The organism is Reyranella sp., from assembly GCF_965249915.1.
In the GTDB taxonomy this organism is placed as follows: domain Bacteria; phylum Pseudomonadota; class Alphaproteobacteria; order Reyranellales; family Reyranellaceae; genus Reyranella.
In genome coordinates, this window is record NZ_OZ252257.1 from 3,711,474 (window position 1) to 3,733,871 (window position 22,398).

General features: G+C 66.0%; 21 protein-coding genes. 18 read left to right on the top strand and 3 right to left on the bottom strand.

Annotated elements, in window-relative coordinates; translation table 11 throughout:
• The first annotated feature begins 23 nt into the window (after positions 1 to 23).
• The 6 genes from ACP15H_RS18380 to ACP15H_RS18405 all read left to right on the top strand — a co-directional run bounded on the left by ACP15H_RS18380 (position 24) and on the right by ACP15H_RS18405 (position 4,848).
• A complete protein-coding gene (locus ACP15H_RS18380; protein WP_425067598.1) occupies positions 24 to 902 on the top strand; it encodes an MBL fold metallo-hydrolase in 879 nt (292 codons plus the stop codon).
• A gap of 100 nt (positions 903 to 1,002) precedes the next feature.
• On the top strand, positions 1,003 to 1,842 hold the full coding sequence (locus tag ACP15H_RS18385) for an SMP-30/gluconolactonase/LRE family protein (RefSeq protein ID WP_425067599.1): 840 nt from the start codon (positions 1,003 to 1,005) through the stop codon (positions 1,840 to 1,842).
• Between the two features lie 9 nt (positions 1,843 to 1,851).
• Positions 1,852 to 2,673 carry an SDR family NAD(P)-dependent oxidoreductase gene (locus ACP15H_RS18390; protein WP_425067600.1) on the top strand — a complete coding sequence of 274 codons (822 nt, stop codon included), beginning with the start codon at positions 1,852 to 1,854 and terminating at the stop codon, positions 2,671 to 2,673.
• Between the two features lie 32 nt (positions 2,674 to 2,705).
• Positions 2,706 to 3,260 carry a carboxymuconolactone decarboxylase family protein gene (locus tag ACP15H_RS18395; RefSeq protein ID WP_425067601.1) on the top strand — a complete coding sequence of 185 codons (555 nt, stop codon included), beginning with the start codon at positions 2,706 to 2,708 and terminating at the stop codon, positions 3,258 to 3,260.
• Position 3,261: 1 nt separating this feature from the next.
• A complete protein-coding gene (locus ACP15H_RS18400) occupies positions 3,262 to 4,062 on the top strand; it encodes an SDR family NAD(P)-dependent oxidoreductase (RefSeq protein ID WP_425067602.1) in 801 nt (266 codons plus the stop codon).
• 27 nt (positions 4,063 to 4,089) lie between these two features.
• Positions 4,090 to 4,848 (top strand): SDR family NAD(P)-dependent oxidoreductase, encoded by a 759-nt coding sequence (locus ACP15H_RS18405; RefSeq protein ID WP_425067603.1) that lies wholly within the window; start codon positions 4,090 to 4,092, stop codon positions 4,846 to 4,848.
• Here ACP15H_RS18405 and ACP15H_RS18410 read toward each other — a convergent pair.
• Positions 4,802 to 5,713: a LysR substrate-binding domain-containing protein gene (locus ACP15H_RS18410; protein WP_425067604.1), complete on the bottom strand. Its 912-nt coding sequence runs from the start codon at positions 5,711 to 5,713 to the stop codon at positions 4,802 to 4,804. The genes ACP15H_RS18405 and ACP15H_RS18410 overlap by 47 nt on opposite strands.
• A 117-nt stretch (positions 5,714 to 5,830) precedes the next feature.
• On the opposite strand from ACP15H_RS18410, the gene psrA reads away from it, so the two are divergent.
• The 7 genes from psrA to ACP15H_RS18445 all read left to right on the top strand — a co-directional run bounded on the left by psrA (position 5,831) and on the right by ACP15H_RS18445 (position 13,599).
• Positions 5,831 to 6,943, top strand: a complete 1,113-nt coding sequence (psrA, locus tag ACP15H_RS18415) for an iron-containing alcohol dehydrogenase PsrA (protein ID WP_425067605.1) — start codon at positions 5,831 to 5,833, stop codon at positions 6,941 to 6,943.
• Between the two features lie 36 nt (positions 6,944 to 6,979).
• Positions 6,980 to 7,870, top strand: a complete 891-nt coding sequence (gene phnD / locus ACP15H_RS18420; protein ID WP_425067606.1) for a phosphonate ABC transporter substrate-binding protein — start codon at positions 6,980 to 6,982, stop codon at positions 7,868 to 7,870.
• A gap of 28 nt (positions 7,871 to 7,898) precedes the next feature.
• A complete protein-coding gene (gene phnC / locus ACP15H_RS18425; protein ID WP_425067607.1) occupies positions 7,899 to 8,726 on the top strand; it encodes a phosphonate ABC transporter ATP-binding protein in 828 nt (275 codons plus the stop codon).
• Positions 8,727 to 8,728: 2 nt separating this feature from the next.
• Positions 8,729 to 9,523: a phosphonate ABC transporter, permease protein PhnE gene (gene phnE, locus ACP15H_RS18430; protein ID WP_425067608.1), complete on the top strand. Its 795-nt coding sequence runs from the start codon at positions 8,729 to 8,731 to the stop codon at positions 9,521 to 9,523.
• Positions 9,524 to 9,610: 87 nt separating this feature from the next.
• A complete protein-coding gene (locus ACP15H_RS18435) occupies positions 9,611 to 11,203 on the top strand; it encodes an ABC transporter substrate-binding protein (RefSeq protein WP_425067609.1) in 1,593 nt (530 codons plus the stop codon).
• A gap of 154 nt (positions 11,204 to 11,357) precedes the next feature.
• Positions 11,358 to 12,359: a Bug family tripartite tricarboxylate transporter substrate binding protein gene (locus ACP15H_RS18440; RefSeq protein ID WP_425067610.1), complete on the top strand. Its 1,002-nt coding sequence runs from the start codon at positions 11,358 to 11,360 to the stop codon at positions 12,357 to 12,359.
• A 289-nt stretch (positions 12,360 to 12,648) separates the two neighbouring features.
• Positions 12,649 to 13,599, top strand: coding sequence for an IS110 family transposase (locus tag ACP15H_RS18445; protein WP_425067611.1), 951 nt, complete (start codon positions 12,649 to 12,651; stop codon positions 13,597 to 13,599).
• A 114-nt stretch (positions 13,600 to 13,713) separates the two neighbouring features.
• Here ACP15H_RS18445 and ACP15H_RS18450 read toward each other — a convergent pair whose 3' ends face one another.
• On the bottom strand, positions 13,714 to 14,448 hold the full coding sequence (locus ACP15H_RS18450) for a DUF1194 domain-containing protein (RefSeq protein ID WP_425067612.1): 735 nt from the start codon (positions 14,446 to 14,448) through the stop codon (positions 13,714 to 13,716).
• A 252-nt stretch (positions 14,449 to 14,700) separates the two neighbouring features.
• On the opposite strand from ACP15H_RS18450, the gene ACP15H_RS18455 reads away from it, so the two are divergent.
• The 5 genes from ACP15H_RS18455 to ACP15H_RS18475 all read left to right on the top strand — a co-directional run bounded on the left by ACP15H_RS18455 (position 14,701) and on the right by ACP15H_RS18475 (position 21,631).
• Entirely contained in the window at positions 14,701 to 15,471 is a 771-nt protein-coding gene (locus ACP15H_RS18455; protein ID WP_425067613.1) for a ferredoxin--NADP reductase, read from the top strand.
• Positions 15,472 to 15,574: 103 nt separating this feature from the next.
• The gene (locus ACP15H_RS18460; RefSeq protein WP_425067614.1) at positions 15,575 to 16,714 is read left to right on the top strand and encodes a CaiB/BaiF CoA transferase family protein; all 1,140 of its coding nucleotides are present in this window, start codon (positions 15,575 to 15,577) and stop codon (positions 16,712 to 16,714) included.
• Between the two features lie 35 nt (positions 16,715 to 16,749).
• Positions 16,750 to 18,819 (top strand): hydantoinase/oxoprolinase family protein, encoded by a 2,070-nt coding sequence (locus ACP15H_RS18465; RefSeq protein WP_425067615.1) that lies wholly within the window; start codon positions 16,750 to 16,752, stop codon positions 18,817 to 18,819.
• Entirely contained in the window at positions 18,816 to 20,552 is a 1,737-nt protein-coding gene (locus ACP15H_RS18470; RefSeq protein WP_425067616.1) for a hydantoinase B/oxoprolinase family protein, read from the top strand. The genes ACP15H_RS18465 and ACP15H_RS18470 overlap by 4 nt, the downstream gene beginning before the upstream one ends.
• Positions 20,553 to 20,668: 116 nt before the next feature.
• Positions 20,669 to 21,631 (top strand): Bug family tripartite tricarboxylate transporter substrate binding protein, encoded by a 963-nt coding sequence (locus tag ACP15H_RS18475; protein WP_425067617.1) that lies wholly within the window; start codon positions 20,669 to 20,671, stop codon positions 21,629 to 21,631.
• Between the two features lie 19 nt (positions 21,632 to 21,650).
• Here ACP15H_RS18475 and ACP15H_RS18480 read toward each other — a convergent pair whose 3' ends face one another.
• Positions 21,651 to 22,370 carry a retropepsin-like aspartic protease family protein gene (locus tag ACP15H_RS18480; protein ID WP_425067618.1) on the bottom strand — a complete coding sequence of 240 codons (720 nt, stop codon included), beginning with the start codon at positions 22,368 to 22,370 and terminating at the stop codon, positions 21,651 to 21,653.
• Positions 22,371 to 22,398 lie beyond the last annotated feature (28 nt).

A 22,398-nucleotide genomic window follows, 5' to 3' on the forward strand; every position in this document is an offset into this window, starting at 1 on the left:
CGCGTTCCGGAGGAAGCCACGCCATGACCGTGCGAAAGCTGGGCGGAGCCACCATCGAGAAGGTCGAGGAGATCTGCGGTCCGGGTTTCAAGCCCGGCCGCATGTTTCCCAGGTTCGACCAGGAAGCCTTCGATGCCCAGAAGGGCTGGATGGTGCCCGAGCACGTGCAGGAAGGCAGCGACCGGCTGATCGGCTCGGTCCATACCTGGGTCGTCAAGACACCGAAGCACACGATCCTGATCGACACCTGCCTCGGCAATCACAAGCAGCGCCACAATCCCGGCTGGAATGGCCTCGACACGCCGTTCCTCGACCGGCTCAAGTCCTGCGGCTGCCCTCCGGAATCGGTCGACTTCGTGATGTGCACCCACCTGCATGTCGATCATGTCGGCTGGAATACGAAGCTCGAGAACGGGCGCTGGGTGCCGACCTTCCCCAATGCGAAGTATCTGTTCGCCAAGCGCGAATACGCGCACTGGGAAAGTGAACGCAAAGCGCAAGGTGAAGGCAAGGTGAACGACGGCTCGTTCGACGATTCGGTGCTGCCGATCGTCGAGGCCGGTAAGGCCGTGATGATCGAGAGCGACCACCAGCCCGACTCGCTGCTCACCATCAAGGACTATCCCGGGCACACGCCGGGCTCGATCGCGATCAATCTGAAGGACCAGGGAAAACAGGCCTGTTTCTCGGGCGACATCATGCATCACCCGATCCAGGTCTATCATCCCGACTGGTCGAGCCAGTTCTGCTGGGACCAGGCGATGTCGGCCGTCTCGCGTCGCAAGCTTCTGGAAGACTGCGTGGAGAGCAACGCGCTGCTCTGCCCCGCCCATTTTCCCGGCGCCAATGCCGGCTACGTCAAACCCGAGGGCAATTCCTTCAAGATCGAGTGGGACCGATGACCCGACGCTTGGCTGGGGGCGCGCCACTCCAGGGGCGCGGTCATCTCTGGAACCAGCAAAGACGCGCGACTGGCGACACGCGCGCGCAGCAGGACGCATCATGAAGCTCGAACCGCTGCTCGACGGACTCTCCTTCGGTGAAGGCCCGCGCTGGCGGGACGACCGGCTCTATTTCTCCGACTTCTATGTCCATCAGGTTCGGACCGTCGATGAAAGCGGGAGGACCGAGACGGTCGTCGAGGTGCCCGGACAACCCTCCGGGCTGGGCTGGCGCCCCGACGGCACGATGCTGATCGTCAGCATGACCGACCGCCGGCTGATGCGCTTCACCGGCGGCAAACTCACCGTCGAGGCGGAGCTGGGCGGCATCGCGACCGGCCTGTGCAACGACATGATCGTCGATGCAAAGGGCCGCGCCTACGTCGGCAACTTCGGCTTCGATCGGCATGCCGGCGAAGCTCCCCGCCCGGCCGTACTGGCCCGCGTCGATCCCGACGGTTCCGTTCATGCGGCGGCGTACGAGCTTATGTTCCCCAATGGCAGCGTGATCACGCCCGACGGGAAGACGATGATCGTCGCTGAAACCTTCGCCAAGCGTCTCACGGCCTTCGACCTCGCCGAAAACGGCACCCTGTCGAACCGGCGCGTCTGGGCGGAGACGCCGACCTGCAATCCCGACGGGATCTGCCTCGATGCCGAGGGCGGCATCTGGGTCACTGGCGCTTTCACCCATCACATGATCCGCGTGCTCGAAGGCGGCAAGGTCACTCACGATCTCGATCTCGGGGAGCGCGCGGCCTATGCCTGCATGCTTGGCGGGAAGGATCGCCGCACGCTTTTTGTCATCACGAACAGCGGCAGCGGACCGGCGATCGCCGACAAGAAGGACGGCCGCATCGAGACGATGCGCGTCGACGTGCCGGGCGCCGGCCTGCCCTAGGAGGGATTCATGAAAGGTCCAGAGGACGATGCCGGCTTGGCCGGCAAGGTGGCGATCATTTCCGGTGGCGGGGCGGCGGGCGACGGCATCGGCAATGGTCGCGCCGCGGCGATCCTGCTGGCGCGTGCCGGCACCCATGTGCTGGTGGCCGACCGCGACCTGAAGCTCGCGGAGCGCACGGTCGAGATGATCAAGGCCGAGGGCGGCCTTCATGCCGCGGCCCATGCCGGGGACATGACGCAGGAAGCGGAGTGCAAGCGGCTGGTCGACGCGGCAGTCGACCGCTGGGGCCGGCTCGATTTCCTCGACAACAATATCGGCATCGGCAGCCGCGGCTCGGTCGTCGAGGAAAAGCCCGAGGACTATCGCCGCGTGATGCAGGTGAACGTCGAGACGATGTTCCTGCTCTCCAAGCATGCGATCCCGGCGATGATCAAGACGGCCAAGGGCGGCTCGATCGTGAACATCTCGTCGATCTCCGCGCTGCGCCCGCGCGGCCTCACGACCTACACGACCTCGAAGGCCGCCGTGATCGGCCTCAGCCAGGCGATGGCGGTCGACCACGGCCGCGACAATATCCGTGTGAACTGCATCTGCCCCGGCCCGGTCTACACACCGATGGTCTATGCCCGCGGCAACGGCATGAGCGAGGCCGCGCGCGCCCAGCGCGCCAGGGCCTCCGTCCTCAAGACCGAGGGCACGGGCTGGGACGTCGGCCACGCCGTGCGTTTCCTGCTGAGCAATCATGCCCGCTACATCACCGGCCAGGTCCTCGTCGTCGATGGCGGCGTGACCCTGCAGGGGCCGGAGCGCGATTCACAGGATCACTGAAGCAACCAACCAATAAGGGAGAAACAACCAAGATGGCCCGCCTGCCCTATCTCGAGCCCGACCAGGTCGCGCCCGAGTATCGCGACATGCTCAAGCGCAACACCAACCTGCACAAGCTTCTGGTCAACTCGCCCGACATGGCGCGGGCCTTCAGCGGGTTGGGCGGCTACATCCGCTTCAAGAGCAAGCTCGATCCGCGCCTGCGCGAGCTGGCCATCCTGCAGGTTGGGTGGCTGGAGAAGTCGGAATACGAGTTCACCCATCACGTGAAGATCGGCAAGGAATTCGGCGTCACCGACGAGGACATAAACGGCTTGATGGCCGAAACCGAGGGCAAGCCCTCCCAGCTCGAACCGCTCGCCAAAGCGATCCTTCGGGGCGCGCGCGAGATGGTGAAGGACCTCGCCATGTCCGACACGACCTTTGCGGAGATCAAGAAGGAGCTGTCCGACGAGCACATGACCGATCTCGTGCTCACCATCGCCTTCTACTGCGCCGTCGTCCGCGTGCTCGCCACCATGCAGATCGACAACGAGCCGCAATACAAGGAAGTGCTCAAGCAATACCCCATCCCGGGAGTGAAGTGACATGCGCCTGAAAGATCGTGTCGCCATCGTCGTCGGCGCCGGGCAGAGCCCCGGCGAAGGCATGGGCAATGGCCGCGCCACCGCGCTCACCTTTGCGCGCGAGGGCGCCAAGGTCCTCTGCGTCGATCACAATCTCGACTCGGCGAAGGAAACCGTCGAGATGATCGGAGTCAACCAGGGCACCGCCGCGGCCTTCAAGGCGGACGTGACCAGCAACGCCGACCTCAAGGCGATGGTCGACGACGCGCACGCCCGCTGGGGTCGCATCGACATCCTGCACAACAATGTCGGCGTCTCGCTGTCGGGCGGCGATGCGGAGCTTCTCGACATCACCGAGGAAGCCTTCGACCGCTGCATCGCGATCAACCTCAAGAGCTGCATCTTCGCCGCCAAGTACGTGCTGCCGATCATGCGCGAGCAGCAGAGCGGCGTGATCATCAACATCTCGTCGATGGCAGTGATCACCACCTATCCCTATGTCGCCTACAAGGCGACCAAGTCGGCGATGGTGTCCTTCACCGAGCAGTTGGCCTACCAGAATGCGCAATACGGCATTCGCGCCAACGTGATCCTGCCCGGTTTGATGAACACGCCGATGGCCGTCGACACGCGGGCGCGCACGTTCAAGAAGAGCCGCGCCGAGGTCGAGGCCGAGCGCGATTCCAAGGTGCCGCTGCGCAAGAAGATGGGCACCGGCTGGGACGTCGCCAATGCCGCCCTCTTCCTTGCGTCGGACGAGGCGAGCTTCATCACCGGCGTGACGTTGCCGGTCGATGGCGGCGCCAGCGTGCGGCGCGGTTAGGGCACGATCCTTGCGTCGGTTGGGCCCATGAACCGACTTGCCGGCAAGACTGCCCTCATCACCGGTGCCTCCTCGGGCATCGGCCGCGCCATCGCCAAGAAGTTCCAGGCGGAAGGGGCGACCCTCCTGTTGATGGACATCACGGAGGAGGTCGTCGAAGGCGGCGAGCCGACCCACAGGATCCTGAACGTGCCCTTCTTCCAGGGCGACGTCTCGAAAGAGGCGGACGTCGAGGAGGCGGTGCGCCGGGCGGCGCTGCCGACCGGCCGGCTCGACATCGTGGTCAACGACGCCGCCATCCGTTCGGCGAAGAAGCTCACCGACACGAGCCTCGAGGAATGGAACCGGGTGATGGAGGTCAACGTCACCGGCGTCTTCCTGATGTGTCGGGCCGCCGTGCGGCGAATGCTGACGCAGGAAATCCGCAACGAGGCGCGCGGGCGCATCGTCAACATCTCCTCCCAGCACGGCATGATCTCCTCGCCCGAGGACTTCTCCTACGGTGTCTCGAAATCGGCGGTGGTCTACATCACGCGCCAGATCGCCTCCGACTACGGCCGCGACAGCATCATCTGCAACGCCGTCGCGCCGGGAAAAATCCTGACCGGCAAGACCGGCCGTGCGATCGAACCGCGTTGGATCGATTACAGCCACGCCCGCACGCCGCTGCCGCGCCTCGGCCGTTCCGAGGATGTGGCCAATGCGGCCCTTTTCCTCGCCTCCGACGAGGCGACCTTCATCACCGGCGAGAATTTGATGGTCGACGGCGGCTGGATGGCGAACTGACCGGCAGCAGGCCGGCGAGCACCTGAAGGAAGGCGTGCACGAGGCGCGCCTTCTGACGTTCCTTCAGATGCACGACGTGGGCGTAGGTATAGATCTCGGCATCCGCGATCGGCAGCTTCCGGATGCGTGGATCGGGAATGAACTCCGCCTCCGACACCACGCCCATGCCGATCCCCTTGGCCACTGCCTCGCGGATCGATTCGCGGCTGCCGATCTCCATTACGACCCGGGGCCGCACGTTGGCTTCACGCATCGCCTGGTCGAAGGCCCGGCGCGTCGTCGATCCCGCCTCGCGCACGATCAGCCGCTGCCCCTCCATGTCGCGCACGCGGATGCTGCGGCGCTGCGCGAAAGGATGATCGATGGGACAAAAGGCGATCACCCGGTGGCGGCGATAGGGAATGGCGACCAGCCGCGGATCGGGATCGACATGGGCCAGCACCGCCACGTCTGTCCGGTAGTCCAGAAGGTCTCGTAGCGTGTCGCGCGAGTTACCGACCGTCACTGAAACGTAGAGGCCGGGATGGCGCGCGTTGAAAGCCGCCAGCATGTCCGTGACGTGATAAGGGCCAACCGCGCCGACGCGCAGATGGCCGGTCTTGAGGCCTCGCGTCTCGTTGAGATAGTCGGCCGCTTCCTTCTCATCGGCAAAGAGCCGGCGCGTGATGTCGAGAAGGCCACCGCCGGTCTCGGTGAGTTCGATGCGCCGGCCGCGGCGCACGAACAGCTCGACGCCGAATTCCTGCTCCAGCGACTTCACCTGGGTGGTGATGGTGGGCTGGCTCACGCCCAGTTCGCGCGCGGCGGCGGTGAAGCTCAGCCGTTGCGCCACCGCGTGGAAGGAGCGAAGCTGCGTGTGCCTCATATTGATTTTCTCAATGCCACTTCGAGAATGTTTGAATTGGCTAAATGTGGGAGCCGGCCGGAAGATTGTCAAAAGGACGACAAGTCCAAGCCAATGAGCCATGGGAGTAACGCGCGGATGTGGCGCTACCGGAATCCGGTCGACGTGAAGTTCGGCGCCGGCGTCTTCGAGACGCTGGGCAAGGTGCTGGCGGGCAGGCCCTACTGTCTCGTAACCTACGACGATGCCAATGGCGGCGGTGTCTTTGCCGACCTCGCCCGTCGGGTCGTCGCCCAGACCGGCGCGCCGACGGTAACGGTGAGCAACATCGGCCCCAACCCCGATTTCGTGGGCCTGACCGAGTCCTGCCGCACCTATGCGACGGCCCCAAGGCCCGTCGAAGCCATCGTGGCGCTGGGCGGCGGCTCGGTGATGGATGCCGCCAAGGTCCTGGCGGCCGCGTCGGGCGATTTCGAGACGGTGCGGCGGCACCTTGTGAGCGGCAAGGACGGCGAGGCGCTGGGGCGCACGCCGATCATCGCCATCCCGACGACGGCGGGCACCGGCAGCGAGGTCACTTCCTGGGCCACGGTCTGGGATACCGGCGCCCTGAAGAAGTACTCGCTGGCGCGCGAGACCCTCTATCCCGAGGTGGCGCTGGTCGATCCGCTGCTGACGCTCGGCCTGCCGCGCGCCATCACGATCAGCACGGGCCTCGATGCGCTCAGCCACGCGCTGGAGAGCATCTGGAACGTCAATGCCAATCCGGTGTCGAGTTCGCTGGCCGAAGTCGCCGCGCGCGAGGTGATCGAGGCCCTGCCGCTGCTGGCTGACGATCTGCGCAACGAGGCGCTGCGGACGCGACTGGCCCGCGCCAGCCTGTTCGCCGGACTCGCCTTCTCCAACACGCGCACCGCGCTCGCCCATTCGCTGTCCTATCACCTCACCCTGCACCACGGCGTCCCGCACGGCATCGCCTGCTCATTCAGCCTGCCCATGGTGATGCGCGCCGTCGCGGGCTGTGACGCCGCCTGCGATGCCTCGCTGCGGCGCATCTTCGGCAACGACCTGCCGGCGGGCGCCGCACGCCTCGAAACCTTCCTGAAGAAACTCGGCATCTCGCCCGACGCCACCGCACACGGGATCGCCGCCCGCGACTGGGCACGCCTCGTCGACGACGCTCTGGCAGGCGACCGCGGGCGCAACTTCATCGGACGCCGGGAGGCGCTGTTGGCCGAAATGGCCGCTTAGTCAGTCAAAGAAAAGAAAACCACGGAGGAAACAAAAATGACCAGGATGACGCGTCGCGATTTCGGGCTCTTGACCGCCGGCTCGCTGCTGGCCGGTGGGACACTCGGCACCTGGGGCGCGGCTCACGCCCAGGCTCAGCAGATCCTCAAGGTCGGCCTGATCCCCTCCGAGGACTCGCGGGCGATGCTGGCCCAGAGCAAGGACATCCTCGACGCGGTCGAGAAGAATTCCGGGATGAAGGTCCAGGGCTTCGTCGCCACCGACTATAACGGCGTCATCGAGGCGCTGCGCGCCAAGCATCTCGACATCGCCTATCTCGGGCCCTTCTCGTACGTGCTGGCCACCACCGTGACGCCGGTCGAGGCCTTCGCGATCGCCGAGACCGCCAAGGCTGGTCGCACCTACTATCACTCCAAGATCATCGCTCTGAAGTCGAGTGGCATCAAAACTCTCGACGATCTCAAGGGCAAGAACTTCGCCTTCGTCGATCCCGCCTCGACCTCGGGCTATGCCTTTCCGCTCGCGGGCCTGCTCAAGGCCGGCATCGAGCCCAAGCGCGACTTCAAGACCGTGCTGTTCACCGGCGCGCATGACGCCAATGCGCTGGCTGTCGCCAACGGCAAGGTCGATGCCGCGACCATCGCCGACCGCATCCTCGATGCCGCCATCGCCAAGGGGCACATCAAGGCCGACCAGATCCAGGTCGTGTGGGAATCGCCCCCGATCCCGGAATCGCCGATGGTGTGGCGCAAGGACCTGTCGCCCGAGACGAAGGCCAAGGTGAAGGCCGCCTTCCTGTCGATCAAGGACCTCAACTGGTCCGACCAGGGCAAGCTGAACGGCTTCAAGGAAACCAACGACCAGGCCTACGACATCGTCCGCGAGACCGCCAAGCTCGCGAACATCGATCTCAAGAAGCAGAAGTAGCCCAGGCCAACACCAGGGAGATCGAGCGATGATCGAAATCCGCGGCCTCGCCAAATCCTATGGCGACCACCAGGCGCTGCACGATGTCAGCCTCTCGATCCGGCCCGGCGAGTTCGTCGTCGTGCTGGGACCGTCGGGCGCCGGCAAATCGACCTTGCTGCGCTGTATCAACCGGCTGATCGAGCCGACCGCCGGCGACATCGTGGTCGACGGCACGCCGCTGTCATCCAACCGCCGCGACCTGCGCCTGCTCCGGCGCAACGTCGCCATGATCTTCCAGCAGCACAATCTGGTGAAGCGCCTCAGCGTGCTGAAGAACGTGCTGGTCGGTCGCATGGCCGACCTCTCGCCGATCCTGAGCAGCCTGCAGCTGTTCCCCGAGGCCGACGTGAAGATCGCCCTGCATTGTCTCGAGCAGGTCGCGATGTCCCACAAGGCCCGCAATCGAGCCGATGCGCTGTCGGGTGGCGAGCAGCAGCGGGTCGGTATCGCCCGCGCGCTGGCGCAGCAGCCCAAGTTCATGCTGGCCGACGAACCGGTGGCGAGCCTCGATCCCAAGACCTCGCGCACCGTGCTCACCTACCTGAAGAAGAGCTGCAAGGAGTCCAACATCGCGGTCCTCTGCAATCTTCATCAGATCGACTACGCGCTCGAGTTCGCCGAAAGGGTCGTGGGCCTCTCCGGCGGTCGCGTCGTCTATGACGGTGCGCCCGCCGGTGTGAGCGGCGACGTCATCCGCAGCATCTATCCCGGCCTCGACGATCCCAATGTGCTCGACGCCGCCCAGCGCCTCACCGAACGCCGCCGCGCCGCAGCGGAAGCCGAAGCCGTCCTCGCTCTCGAAGGGAGGGCCTGAAAATGTCCCTGCAATTCGTCGTCAACAAGCCGCGCGGTCCGCTCGGCTGGTGGATCATGGTCCCGATCCTGGGCGCGACCGTCGCCACCCTCTGGTGGTCGGCCGTCGGTACCCGTCTCAGCATAGGCGGCTTCATCGACGGGCTGCCGTGGATCGGCGACTTCATCGGCCGCATGCTGCCGCCCAACTTCGCCTTCATGCAGAAGCTGGTGCAGCCCGCCATCGAGACCGTGCAGATCGCGCTGTGGGGCACGCTGCTCGGCATCGTGCTGGCCCTGCCGGTATGCTTCTTCGCCGCACGCAATCTCTCGCCCTATGCCTGGGTGTTCCACGGGCTGCGTCAGGTGTTGAACGTGATGCGCGGTATCAACGAGATCATCCTGGCGCTGATCTTCGTTGCCGCCGTGGGCCTCGGCCCCTTCGCGGGCGTGCTCGCCATTGCACTGCACGGCGCCGGCATGCTGGGCAAGTTCTTCGCCGAGGCGATCGAAGAGATCGACGAAGGCCCGCTCGACGCGCTGCGTGCCGCCGGCGCAGGGACCCTGCAGCGCATCGTGTTCGGCGTGCTGCCGCAGGTCCTGCCGGCCTGGATCGGCGTCGTGCTCTATCGCTTCGAGACCAACATCCGTGTCTCGACGGTGCTGGGCATGGTGGGCGCGGGCGGCATCGGCTTCGAACTGATCAGCTCGATGAAGCTGTTCGCCTACGAGGATACGGCGGCCTGCGTCATCGTCATCCTGATCCTCGTACTCGCCGCCGACCTGATGTCGTCGAAACTGCGTGCCATGATCCGATAGAACAATTCGCCAGCCGGACGGGCGCTCTCGACGCCGGACCTTCATCACGTCATCCTCTCTGCAATTGGGTTTGGGAGGACTGGGTTCATGCGTTTATCGGTCGGATTTCTCGGTGTCGTGGCGGCGCTTGGCCTGTCGGCCGCGCCTGCGCTCGCGCAGAAGAGCGGCGGCACCCTCAAGATGTATATCGCGGACAATCCGCCCAGCACCTCGATCCACGAGGAAGCGACGACCTCCACAGTCGTTCCCTTCATGGGGCTCTACAACAACCTCGTCGTCTTCGATCAGCAGATCCCGCAGAACAGCCTCGAGTCGATCCGTCCCGATCTTGCCGAAAGCTGGGCGTGGAGCGAGGACGGCAAGAAGCTGACCTTCAAGCTGGTGGGCAATGCCAAGTGGCATGACGGCAAGCCCTTCACCTCCGCCGACGTGAAGTGCACCTGGGACATGCTCACGGGCAAGAGCGAGACCCAGAAGCTGCGCAAGAATCCGCGCGTTTCCTGGTACTGGAACCTCCAGGAGGTCACGACCAACGGCGACCGCGAGGTGACCTTCCATCTCGGCCAGCCGCAGCCTTCGCTGCTGATCCTGCTCGCATCGGGCTACAGCCCCGTCTACTCCTGCCACGTGCCGACGGCGCAGATGCGCACCAAGCCGATCGGCACCGGTCCGTTCAAGCTGGGCGAATTCAAGCAGAAGGAAATCGTCAAGCTCGTCCGTAACCCGGACTACTTCAAGAAGGGCAAGCCCTATCTCGACGGCATCGAGATGCCGATCGTTCCGGCGCGCGGCACGGCCATGCTGGGCTTCGTCTCGGGCCGCTACGACATGACGTCGCCCTACGCCGTCACCATCCCGCTGCTCAAGGACATCAAGGCGCAGGCTTCCACCGCCGTCTGCGAGGTCGCGCCGATGAACAACAGCACCAACCTGATCGTGAATAGCGAAGCGCCGCCGTTCAACAATGCCGACATCCGTCGCGCGATGCTTCTCACCATCGACCGCAAGGCGTTCATCGAGATCCTCGCCCAGGGCGCGGGCGAAGCCGGCGGTGTCATGGAGCCAGCGCCCGGCGGTGTCTGGGGCATGCCGAAGGAGATGTTCGACACGGTCCAAGGATATGGGCCCGACGTCGCCAAGAACCGCGCCGAAGCGCAGGCCCTGATGAAGAAGGCGGGTTACGGCCCCGACAACAGGCTGAAGCTCAAGGTCTCGACCCGCAATCACCTGCTCTATCGCGACCCGGCGGTGATCCTGATCGACCAGCTCAAGGAGATCTACATCGACGGCGAACTCGACCTCGTCGACACCGCCTTGTGGTTCGCCAAGGTCGCACGCAAGGACTACTCGGTCGGCCTCAATACGACCGGCAACGGCGTCGACGATCCCGACCAGACCTACTTCGAGCACTATGCTTGCAAGTCGGAGCGCAACTATGTCGGCTACTGCAATCCCGAGATCGAGAAGCTGTTCCCCATCCAGTCGGCCGAGCGCGACATCGAGAAGCGCAAGAAGCTGGTCTGGGAGATCGACAAGCAGATCCTCGAGGAAGGCTTCCGCCCGATCATCATGTGGAATGCCTCGGGAACCTGCTGGCATCCCCACGTGAAGGGCTACCGTCCGATGGTGAACAGCCTCTACAACGGCTCGCGCTTCGAGGACGTCTGGCTCGACAAGTAACCGACGAAGCGAAAGCCGCAAATCTGTCGAAAGCCGCGCCCCATTGCGCGGCTTTCGTGCAAGGGGACCTGACAGTCCCGCGGCCTTGAGGGTACTGTTGAAACCAACAGAGGGTGCGAGCAACGCCGCCCCATAAATTCCCGGGAGGGACATCATGAAATCATCACGCCAGGTTCTGACGCGTCGGCACACCCTGACGGGCACGCTGCTCCTCGGCTCGACAATGCTCGCAACGGGCAAGGCGACGGCGGCAGAGTGGCCGGAGCGGCCGATCCGCATGATCATCCCGTTCGCGGCGGGCGCCGGTGCCGACATCGTCGGGCGCACCTTCGGCGAGGAACTGGCCAAGGCGCTGGGCCAACCGGTCGTCATCGACAACAAGGGCGGCGCCGGCGGACTTCTCGGCACAGCCGAGGGCGCGCGGGCGCCGGCCGACGGCTACACGCTTCTGCTCACCTCGCAGGGTGCGACGGTCTTCAACATGGGTCTCTACAAATCGACGGGCTACGACCCGCTGAAGGATCTCATCCCGATCTCGACGACGGGCATCCTCACCAACGTCATGGTCGTCTCGACCGCCAACCCGGCCAACACCGTCGCCGACGTGATCGCGCAGGCGCGCGCCAAGCCGGGCGAGCTCACCTACGGGTCGAGCGGCGTCGGCAGCAGCCTGCACATGTCGGGCGTGATCACCGAACAGCGCACCGGCGTGAAGCTTCAGCACGTACCCTATCGCGGCGCGCCGGCCGCCGTCCTCGCCGTGGTCAACGGCGAAGTGACGATGGGCTTCTTCAACGCACCGACCGTGGTGGGCCAGATCAAGGCCGGCAAGCTGAAGGCGCTGGCCGTGACGACGAAAGACCGCTCGAAGATCCTGCCCGACGTACCGACCATGATGGAGGCCGGCCTGCCCGACTTCGTCGTGGCCACCTGGCTGGGTTTCGCCGTGCCGACCGGCACGCCGGCGCCAATCGTGGCCCGCCTCAATGCCGAGATCGGCCGCATCGCCCAGATGCCGCAGGTGAAGGAGAAGCTGCTGGTGCAGGGCTTCGAGGTGCTGCCGCCCGACACGCCGGCCCAGGCCCGCAAGCTGATCGAAGACGACCAGGCGCTGTGGCTGCCCATCATCAAGGCGTCGGGCGCGACGGCGGAGTAGAGAGGCCCCCTCGTTCCGTCATCTCGACCGGAGCGCGCAGCGCGAAGTGGAGAGACCTTCTCTCGACGATTTGCCGGCTTTTTGTTGAGAGAAGGTCTCTTGTGTGCGGCGCTGGTGCCATGATGTGCGAACGGGCGGCTGCGTCCAACAACCGCCCGTCGCCAGATCTGAGCCCGTAGGTCTCCAAGGCTTGAGCCTGTAGTGGAGCGAGGGACAGGTCCGGTGTCTTCCTGAACCCGAACAGTTGCAAGGGCCGTTGAGCCCGTACGAGCAAGGAAGGGACACGAGGATGGCACAAGAACAAGTCGTTGTCGGTATCGATGTCGCCAAGGAGAAGGTCGACGTGGCGATCCGGCGGGGTGCCGAAGGCTGCTTCGCTAACGATCCGCAGAGACGTCGCCAGCTGCTGGCCTGGCTGAAGGCTCATGCCGTCGGTAAGGCGGTGATGGAGGCCAGCGGAGGTTACGAGAAGACCTGGACCCAGCTGCTGCGCAAAGCCGGCGTCGAGGTAGTGATCGTCGACCCCAAGCGGGTCCGCCACTTCGCCAAGTCGGCGGGGCAGCTGGCCAAGAACGATCCGATCGACGCCCGCATGATCGCCTGGTTCGGCGAGGCCTTTGAGCATCGCGGCAAGCCCGAAGACGCCGCGCGCGAGGAACTCGACCAGCTGGTCACGGCGCGCCGCGGCCTTTCGCGGCTGAAGGACAAGATCGACAACTGGGGCGAACACGAGCAGCCCAGGGCCGTGCAGAAGGCCTATCAGGCGCTGCTCCGGGAGGTCGACCGACAACAGGCCCGGCTGGAGGCTCTCATTGCCGACAGGATCGAAAAGACCGAGCACTTCGCCGAGCGCGCCGAAATCATCCAGAGCGTGCCGGGCCTCGCCGGCAACAGCGCGGCGGCTCTCCTCGCCTTCCTGCCCGAACTCGGCCAGGTCGACCGGCAGGCCGCGTCAGCCTTGCTGGGCGTCGCTCCCTTCGACGACGACAGCGGCAAACGACGCGGGCACCGCCACATCCAGGGCGGACGGCGCAAGCTGCGATGCATGCTGTTCACCCCTGTTCTCGGGGCTGCGACACAGCACAATCCCGTCCTGCAGGCCTGCTACCGGCGCCTCACCGCAAAGGGCAAGGAACACAAGGTTGCCCTGGTCGCCTGCATGCGCAAGCTCATCTGCATCCTCAACACCATGCTACAGCGCGGCGAGAAATGGGATCCAACCAGGCACGCTCTCGCATAGCGCCTGGTCGATTCATTCATCTCTCAACAATACAGTTGCTCCACTCCGCACCTTCGGTGCTCCGGTCGAGACGACGGATTTCTTTGGATTCGATTTTCTTTGGCCCAGTCGGCCTCAGTCAGCAGCCGCCAGCTTGTGGCGCGGCGAGCCTGCGATCTCCTGGATCAGCTTCTTCGTCATCGAGCGGCCGAAGGCTCCGTGGCTCTCGGCGACGATCGTGAAGGCGCCGGGGCCGCCGATGACATTGTCCTGGAAGTACTTCTCAAGGCCGCCCGGCGGATTGGTGTGCTCGGGCCGGAAGGCCTCCTCGATCGGTGTCAGGATCACCAGCGCGTTGATCGTGACGTTCTTCGCCACGGCATCGTCGCGCGCATCGGTGACCAGGCGGCCGGCGATGTTGTTGCCGTCACCCGACACGTCGATCACGCGGCGATCCGAGGCGAAGGGCGCCCGCTCGAACTGTCCCACCGCAAAATCGATCGCGGCGCTGATCGAGGTGCTGCCGGCGAAGGAACGCGGCGTCTCGATCAGCTTGTCGCCGAAAGTGCGCGCGGAGGCGCCGTCACCGATCACCATCCAGTCGATCACGACGTTCTGCATGTTGGCCGACGCCCATTCGACGAAGCAGACCGCGATGCGCCGGTTGGGCCCCGACGTGATGGCCCGTACGACGTCGGGATGGGTGATGGCGGCGGCGGCGCCTTCGCGCTGAAGCCTGAATTTTGGGTCGGTCACGCTTCGCGAGACGTCTGCGGCCAGCACCAGCAGCATGTCGACGGGCTCCGCCGCCCGGACCGATGGGGAGAAGAGCAGCAGCGCCGTAGCCAGCAGCGCAACAATCCGCTTCATCGCACGCGACCTCGCTTACCCGTTTCGTCCGAGTATAGGGCGGCCGCACCCATCCGCGAGCCGATCCGGTGGCCTTCGACAATAGCCTTCCAAAAGCGGCGGGCCCGGCAGGAAAATCCTTCCGGCGGCGGACAGAGGCACGCGAAATTATGCTATTGCGAATTACTCGCGCATCTGGCTATTTTTGCTGCACTGCACTATATCCAGTCGCGTCCGGCGCCTGGCCGGCCCCGTTGCGTAGGAGCGTTTAGCGTGAGCGCGTTGAGGAACGAGACCGTTTTGTCGGTGCATCACTGGACCGACGAGTTGTTCAGCTTCCGGACTACCCGCGACAAGGGCTTCCGCTTCGCCAGCGGCCAGTTCACCATGATCGGCCTCAAGGTCGAGGGTAAGCCGGTGCTACGGGCCTACTCGATCGCCAGCCCCCATTATGTGGACGAGCTGGAGTTCTTCTCGATCAAGGTGCCCGACGGCAAGCTGACCTCGCACCTCAAGAACCTGATGCCGGGCGATCCCGTGCTGGTCGGCGCCAAGGCCGTCGGCACCCTGCTGCTCGACAGCCTCACCCCCGGCCGCAATCTCTACCTGCTGGGCACCGGCACCGGCCTCGCCCCCTTCCTGTCGATCGTGCGCGACCCGGAAGTCTACGAGCGCTTCGAAAAAGTCATCCTGGTCCATGGCTGCCGCCATGTCCGCGACCTCGCCTACCGCTCCGCCCTGGCCGACGAATTGCCGGCCGACGAGATCCTGGGCGACCTGGTCCGCGACAAGCTGGTCTACTACCCGACCGTGACCCGTGAGCCCTTCAAGTATCGCGGCCGCATCTCGCACCTGATCGAGAACGGCACTCTGGCGAAGGATGTCGGCCTGCCGCCGATGTCGCGCGAGAACGACCGGTTCATGCTCTGCGGCAGCATGCAGATGCTGGCCGATATCCGCGCCCTGCTCGAAGGCATGGGCCTCACCGAGGGCAGCACCACCACCCCGGGCGAGTTCGTCGTCGAAAAGGCCTTCGTCGAGTAGGCGGTTCCGCTTCGCGAGCCTCTTCAAGTAGCGTGCGACGGTCGCCGGCGGCTAGGATGCCGGCGACAAACGCAGGCCGTCAGGCTCGGGAAGAGGATTGCAAGTGACACTACCGCTCGAGGGAGTTCGCGTCATCGAAGTGGGCCAGGCGCTGGCCGGTCCGCTGGCCGGGGTGATCCTGGCCGACATGGGCGCCGACGTGATCAAGATCGAGAAGCCGGATGGCGGTGACGATGCCCGCATCTGGGGCCCTCCGTTCGGTCCCGACGGCAAGACCTCGCTCTACTTTTACTCGCAGAACCGCAACAAGCGCTCGGTCGTGCTCGACCTAAAGCTCGCCGGAGACGTCGACAAGCTCCACAAGCTTTGCGAGACGGCCGACATCCTGATCCAGAACCTGCGGCCCGGCGTGGTCGACGAGGTCGGCATCGGGCCGGAGACCATGCTCGCGCGCCATCCGCGCCTGATCTACTGCTCGATCTGGGCCTTCGGCTATCAGGGACCGTTGCGCATGAAGCCGGCCTTCGATCCGCTGCTGCAGGCCTATGGCGGCATGATGAGCGTGACCGGCCGGCCGGAGGATCCGCCGACCTTCTGCGGCGCCTCGATCAACGACAAGGCGACCGGCATGTTCTGCACCATTGGCGCCCTGGCGGCGCTTCGTCTGCGCGACAAGACCGGCAAGGGCTGCCTGGTCGACACCTCCCTGTTCGACTCGGCGGTGCATTGGGTCGAGGGCCAGGTGAACGGCTACATCGCCAACGGCACCGTCTCCCAGCGGCACGGCACCGGCAGTCCGGTGATCGTGCCCTACCAGACCTTCGACACGGCCGACCATCCGATCTGCCTGGCGCCCGGCAACGACCGGCTGTGGGCGCGCTGCGCCAAGGTGCTGGGCCGTGACGAATGGGCGACCGACCCGAAGTTCGCGAAGAGCGCGCAGCGGGTCGCGCACAAAGCCGAGCTGCTGCCGATGATCGCCGAGGCGCTGAAGGCCAGGCCGCGCGCCGAATGGCTGGAAGCGATGGAGAAGGCCGGCGTACCCTGTGCCGCCGTGAACGATATCGGCGAGTTGGCGCGCACCGAGCAGATGGAAGCATCGAAGCTCATCCAGCAACTGCCCGGCGGACCGAAGGTGGTCGGCCTTCCGATCTCCTTCGATCATGTGCGGCCGCATTCGCCGCGCTCGGCGCCGACCCTGGGCGAGCACACGGACGAAGTTCTGGGAAGCCTGCCCAAGTGACCGGCACCGCCCCGTCCTCCGCCCCAGCTTCCGGTATGGGCCTCGTCGCCCCCTGGCGCATCGGCGTCGACGTGGGCGGCACCTTCACCGACATGGTGTTGCGCGACGCGGCTGGCGCCGTGCGCATCTTCAAGTCGCCCTCGGTTCCCGCGGATCCCAGCGAAGGCGTGCTGGGCGTGCTGCGGCTGGCGGCCAAGCAACTCGACATTACGCTGACCGCCCTGCTGCGCGACTGCGCGCTGTTCGTGCACGGCTCGACGGTGGCGACCAACACGATCCTCGAAAAGAAGGGCGCCAAAGTCGGGATGCTGACGACCGAGGGCTTCCGCGATTCGCTGGAGATCCGTCGCGGCATCCGCGAGAATCAGTGGGATCATCGCGCGCCCTTCCCGCAGGTGCTGGTGCCGCGCTACCTGCGGCTCCCGGTGCGCGGCCGCATCGCCGCCGACGGCACGGAGCTGGCGCCGCTGAAGCCTGAAGACGTCGACACCGCGGCCAGGATCTTCGCCGAAGAAGGCGTCGAGTCGGTCGCCGTCTGCCTGTTCAACTCCTTCCTCGATGGCGCGCACGAACGCGCCGTCGGTGGCCAGCTCGCCAAGAGCTGGAGCGGCAAATGGGTCTCGCTGTCGAGCGAGGTCATGCCGACCATGGGCGAATACGAGCGCGGCTCGACCGCCGTCGTGAACGCCTATGTGGCGCCCAAGGTGACGAGCTACCTGCGCGCCCTCGACGAACAATTGCGCCAGTTCGGTCTGCCGCGCTCCCTGCTGCTGCTGCAGAGCAATGGCGGCGCCGTTTCCGTCGACCAGGTGGCGGCGCGGCCGGTGATGCTGGTTCTGTCCGGCCCCGCGGCCGGCGTCGGCGCCCTCAAGGGCTGCGCAGCGCCGGGCGAAAAAGCCAACCTGATCTCGATGGAGATCGGTGGCACCAGTTGCGACGTCATGGTGATGGCGGGCGGCGACGTTCCGGTCACCGACGAACTCACCATCGACGGCTATCATCTCACAACGCCTTCGGTGGAGATCCACACGGTCGGCGCCGGCGGCGGCACGATCGCCTGGGTCGACGATGCGGGCCTTCTCCACGCCGGCCCACAGGGCGCCGGCGCCCGCCCAGGTCCCGCGGCCTACGGGCTGGGTGGCGAAAACCCGACCGTTACCGATGCGCAGCTCGTCCTGGGGCGCCTGCGTCCCGGCCCGCTGGCGGGCGGCGCCGTCACGCTCGACGCAGAACTTGCCCGCAAGGCCATCGAGACCAAGCTCGCCAAACCGCTCGGCCTCTCGGTCGAAGACGCGGCGGCCGGCGTCATCCGTCTGCTGGAGCAGAACCTGCTGCATGCCGTCGAACGACTCAGCATCGAGCGTGGCCACAATCCCGCGACCTTTACCCTCGTCGCCGCGGGCGGCGCCGGACCGATGCACGGCACAGCCGTCGCTCGCGCCCTGGGCAGCCGCCGCGCCCTGCTGCCACGCGCCGCCGGAGCGTTCTGCGCCATGGGCATGCTGCAGTCCGACGTGCGTCAGGACTACCTGCAGGTCTTCCTGGCCGATCTCGACAAGGTCGAGAAAGCGACACTCGAGTCAGGCTTCGCCCAGATCGAAGCGCGCGCCCGCGAGGCGCTGGCGCTCGATGGCTTCGGCGAGGCCGAGATCGTGATCGAGCGACAGCTCGACCTGCGCTACGACGGCCAGCAATGGCCGGTGCGCGCGCCGCTCTCCACCGCGGGCTTCGATGCCGCCGCGGCGCGCAAGGCCTTCGAGGCCGAGCACCAGCGCCTGTTCGGCCATATCCAGCCGGGCGGACGCATCGACATCACCGCGCTGAGAGTCGTGGGCCGAGGCCGTCTCGACTGGACGCCCCCCGCGGCGCGCTCGGCCCAGACCGACACGCCCAAGCCGCGCGAGACCCGCAGGGTCTGGATCGATCCGGCGACCGGCTGGCTCGACGTGCCGATCTACGACGGCGCCGACCTGCGCCCTGGCTGCCGCCTCAACGGCCCGCTGCTGGTCGAGGAGCGCACGACGACGGCCTTCGTCGGACCCGACGACCTCCTCGAAGTCGACGAACGCGACGATTTCCTCGTGCATGTCGGAGCTGCCGCATGAGCACCGCCACCCTCGATCCCGTCACCCTCGCGCTGGTGCAGAACCGGCTCGACCATATCTCGCACCAGATGGGCTGGGTGATGACGCGTACCGCGCGTTCGCCGATCTTCAGCCAGAGTCACGATTTCTCGTGCTTCATCGCCGACGCGCGCGGCACCCTGATCAGCCAGGCCGACGGCATCCCGATCCATACCGGCGGCGGCGGCTTCGCGGTGCGCGCCATCCTGCGCGATTTCAAGGACGCCATTGCGCCCGAGGACGTGTTCCTGCTGAACGATCCCTATACGGCAGGCGGCAACCACCTGCCCGACTGGGTGATCACGCGGCCGGTGTTCGTCGGAGCCAAGCTGGTGGCCTTCGCCTGCAACCGCGCCCACCAGGCCGATATCGGCGGCGGCGCGGCCGGTACCTACAATTCGGCGGCGACCGAGATCTTCCACGAAGGCATCCGCCTGCCGGTCCTGAAGCTGATCGAAGCGGGCAAGGTGCGCGACGACCTGTGGCGTCTGCTGATGCTGAACACGCGCCTGCCCGAGGCGCTCGATGGCGACCTGCGCGCCATGATCGGCTCGACCCGCATCGGCGCGGAGCGGCTGGCCCTGCTGGTCGAGGAACTCGGCGTCGATCGCGCCGACGAGTTCTTCGAAGGCGTGCTCGACCATGCCGACCGGCGTTTCCAGACCTGCATCGATCGTCTCGCGCAAGGTGTGTGGAAAGGCGAAGAACCGGTCGACAACGACTGCTTCGAGCCGATCGATGCGAAGATCGCCGTCGCGATCACGGTGAAGGACCGAAAGCTGGTCGTGGATTTCGCCGGCACCTCGCCCCAGGTGCGCGGCTTCAAGAACAGCTCGATCGCCAACTCGACCTCAGCAGTCTTCATGTCTCTGGCCTCGTTCTTCGAGCCCGACCTGCCGAAGAACGAGGGCGCCTTCCGCAGCGTCGAGATCCGGCTGCCCGAAGGCACAATGGTGAACGCGCGCATGCCGGCCCCGATGACCATGAACACCGTGTTCGTGGCGCACGAGATCATCCACGCGATGTGGAAGGCGCTGGCCCAGGCCCTGCCCGAGCGCGCCTCGGCCGGCTGGTCCAAGGCCGTTCATGCCGTCACGGCAGGCCTCCGCGAGGATGGCGGCCGCTACGTCATGTACCAGTGGGCCGGCGCCCCGGCCGGCGGTGGAGTCGAGGGTCGCGACGGCTTCCACCTGATCGGCCATCTCATCACGCTGGGCGGACTCACCCTGCCCAACCTCGAGACCTATGAGCAGCTCTACCCCGTCCGTTTCCGCCGACAGGAGCTGCGCTGCGACACCGCGGGTGCCGGCCGCTTCCGCGGCGGCGCCGGCTGCGATTACGAGGTCGAGATCTTCACCCCGGCCGACTATGCCTTTCGCGGCGAGGGCGTCGGCGCACCCTCGAGCTTCGGCGTCGCGGGCGGCCGGGCCGGCGCCGGAGGCGAAGTCGTCCTCACCCTGGCCGACGGCACGCGTATCCAGGCGCCAAAATACGGCGTCGAACGCCACGGCCCCGGCGCCTATCGTGCGCTGTCGCCGGGCGGCGGCGGCTACGGCGATCCCAGGACGCGCGATCCGGAACGTGTGTTGCGCGACGTGCGCGACGGTATCGTGAGCGTCGAGAGTGCGGAAAAGGACTACGGTGTCGCATTCGCCGCGACCGGACGAAGCGTCGATGCGGCACGCACGGCGGAGTTGCGCAAGCCTCTGCCCTGAATCCGCCATCTGCCGTTCGGCTGGCGGTCGGAGGGTTTGCACCCGTCTTGCCGCGACGCGAACTCCCGACCTAGTTTCCTCCCCGAAAACAAGAAGCAAACCGGGAAGGACTTCATATGATCCACCGTCGCAGTTTCGTGGCCGGCACAGCCGCCGCCCTCACCCTGCCGTCGATCGCCTTCGGGCAGGGCGGGCAGATGCGCCTCGTCGTGCCGTATGGGCCCGGTGGCTCGACGGACACGGCCGGCCGTGTGCTGGCCGAACGCATGTCGGCCGACACCGGCAAGACGATCGTGGTCGAGAACCGGCCCGGTGGCGGCACGATGATCGGCATGGTGAACGTCGCCAAGAGCAAGCCGGACGGCACCAGCCTCATGATCCTGACGACCACGGCGGCGCTGCAGCCGGCCTTCGACATTCCCATGCCGATCGACCCGCAGAAGGACCTCGCGATGGTGGCGCAGCTCGCCGACATTCCCTGCGTGCTCGCGGTCAACGCCAACAACCCGGCCAAGACCTTTGCCGAGTTCATCGAATGGGTGAAAGCGCAGCCCGGCCCCGTCCACTATTCGACCTCGAGCTCGGGCGGCCTGCCGCATCTCTGGGGCGAGGTGATCGCCACGCGCACCAACGGCAAGCTCCAGCACATCCCGTACAAGGCCGCGGCCGAGGCGCTGCGTGACACGGTCGCGGGCCACGTCCCGGCCTTCGTCGACGTGACCACGCCGGTCGACGCGCAGATCCGCGCCGGCACGATGCGCGGCCTGATCTGCGGCGCCAAGAGCCGCGTCGCCAACATCCCGGACGTGCCGGTCGCAAGCGAGCTGGGCGCGCCGGAACTCGAGGCCGCGGTCTATTTCGGCGTCGCGACGACAGCGGGCACGCCGCCGGAGACTATCCAGCAACTCAACGCGGCCGTGAATGCCGCGCTGAAGGTTGAGGCGGTGCGCGAGAGGCTGATGTCGCTCGGCTTCATCCCGACCGGCGGCACGCCCGAGGCCTACGCCAAGCGCCTGGCCGACGAGACCGTGCGCTGGCGCAAGGTGATCAAGGACGCGAATATTCCGGCGCCGACCTGAGTCGCAGGCCCTTTCCGGTCTAGAAAGATCCGGTGAACTCGAACTCGATCGAGTTCTTCACGTTATCGATCTTCCATGAGCTGAGGCGGCGCAGGAAGCTCTGCCCCAGCAGCCCGTGGCCGCGTCCGGGGCTGACGGACGCCATGACATTCTCCATCGTGCGCTCGCCGATCTTGATCGAGCGCAGCCGCACGATGCGTTGCTGACGACCGCTGCCATCGGCAAGGATGAAACGCCGCTGGCCCAGCGAATCGGCCTCGGTGAGCGAGCCACTACGCTTCAGCTCCTCGGCGAGCTCCTCCGAAATCTGGACGTTGGAAGCTCCCGAATCGACGATGAAATAGGCCGTCGAGTTGCCATTAACCGTCGCCGGCAGGACAAAGACGCCGCCCATCCTCTGGAACTGTTGCGTCGCCCGCGCGAGCGCCGCGTCCTTGAGCGCTTTCTCACTGGGCTTGCCGGCTCCCGGATCGCCGCCGCACGGCGTCCAGCCCGCTGGAGCTCCTCCCTCACCGGGGCCGTAGCAGTAGTTGGAAGCCGACAGCAGCTTCGAATAGGTGTCGCGTTGCTCGCAGGCGGCGATCGCTTCCAGCGCCGGCGTGGCCGGTGCGCGGCAGGCGGCATTGCTCTTCTGCCATTGCGCGATGAACTGCGCCGCCTCCTGTGGCTGCGCCTGCGGTGCCCGGACTTCGAAAAGGAGCATCGCGGCAAGCATCGCCAGGAAGAGTGTCTGTCTCATCTTTTCCGCCCGATCACTGTTGCAGCCG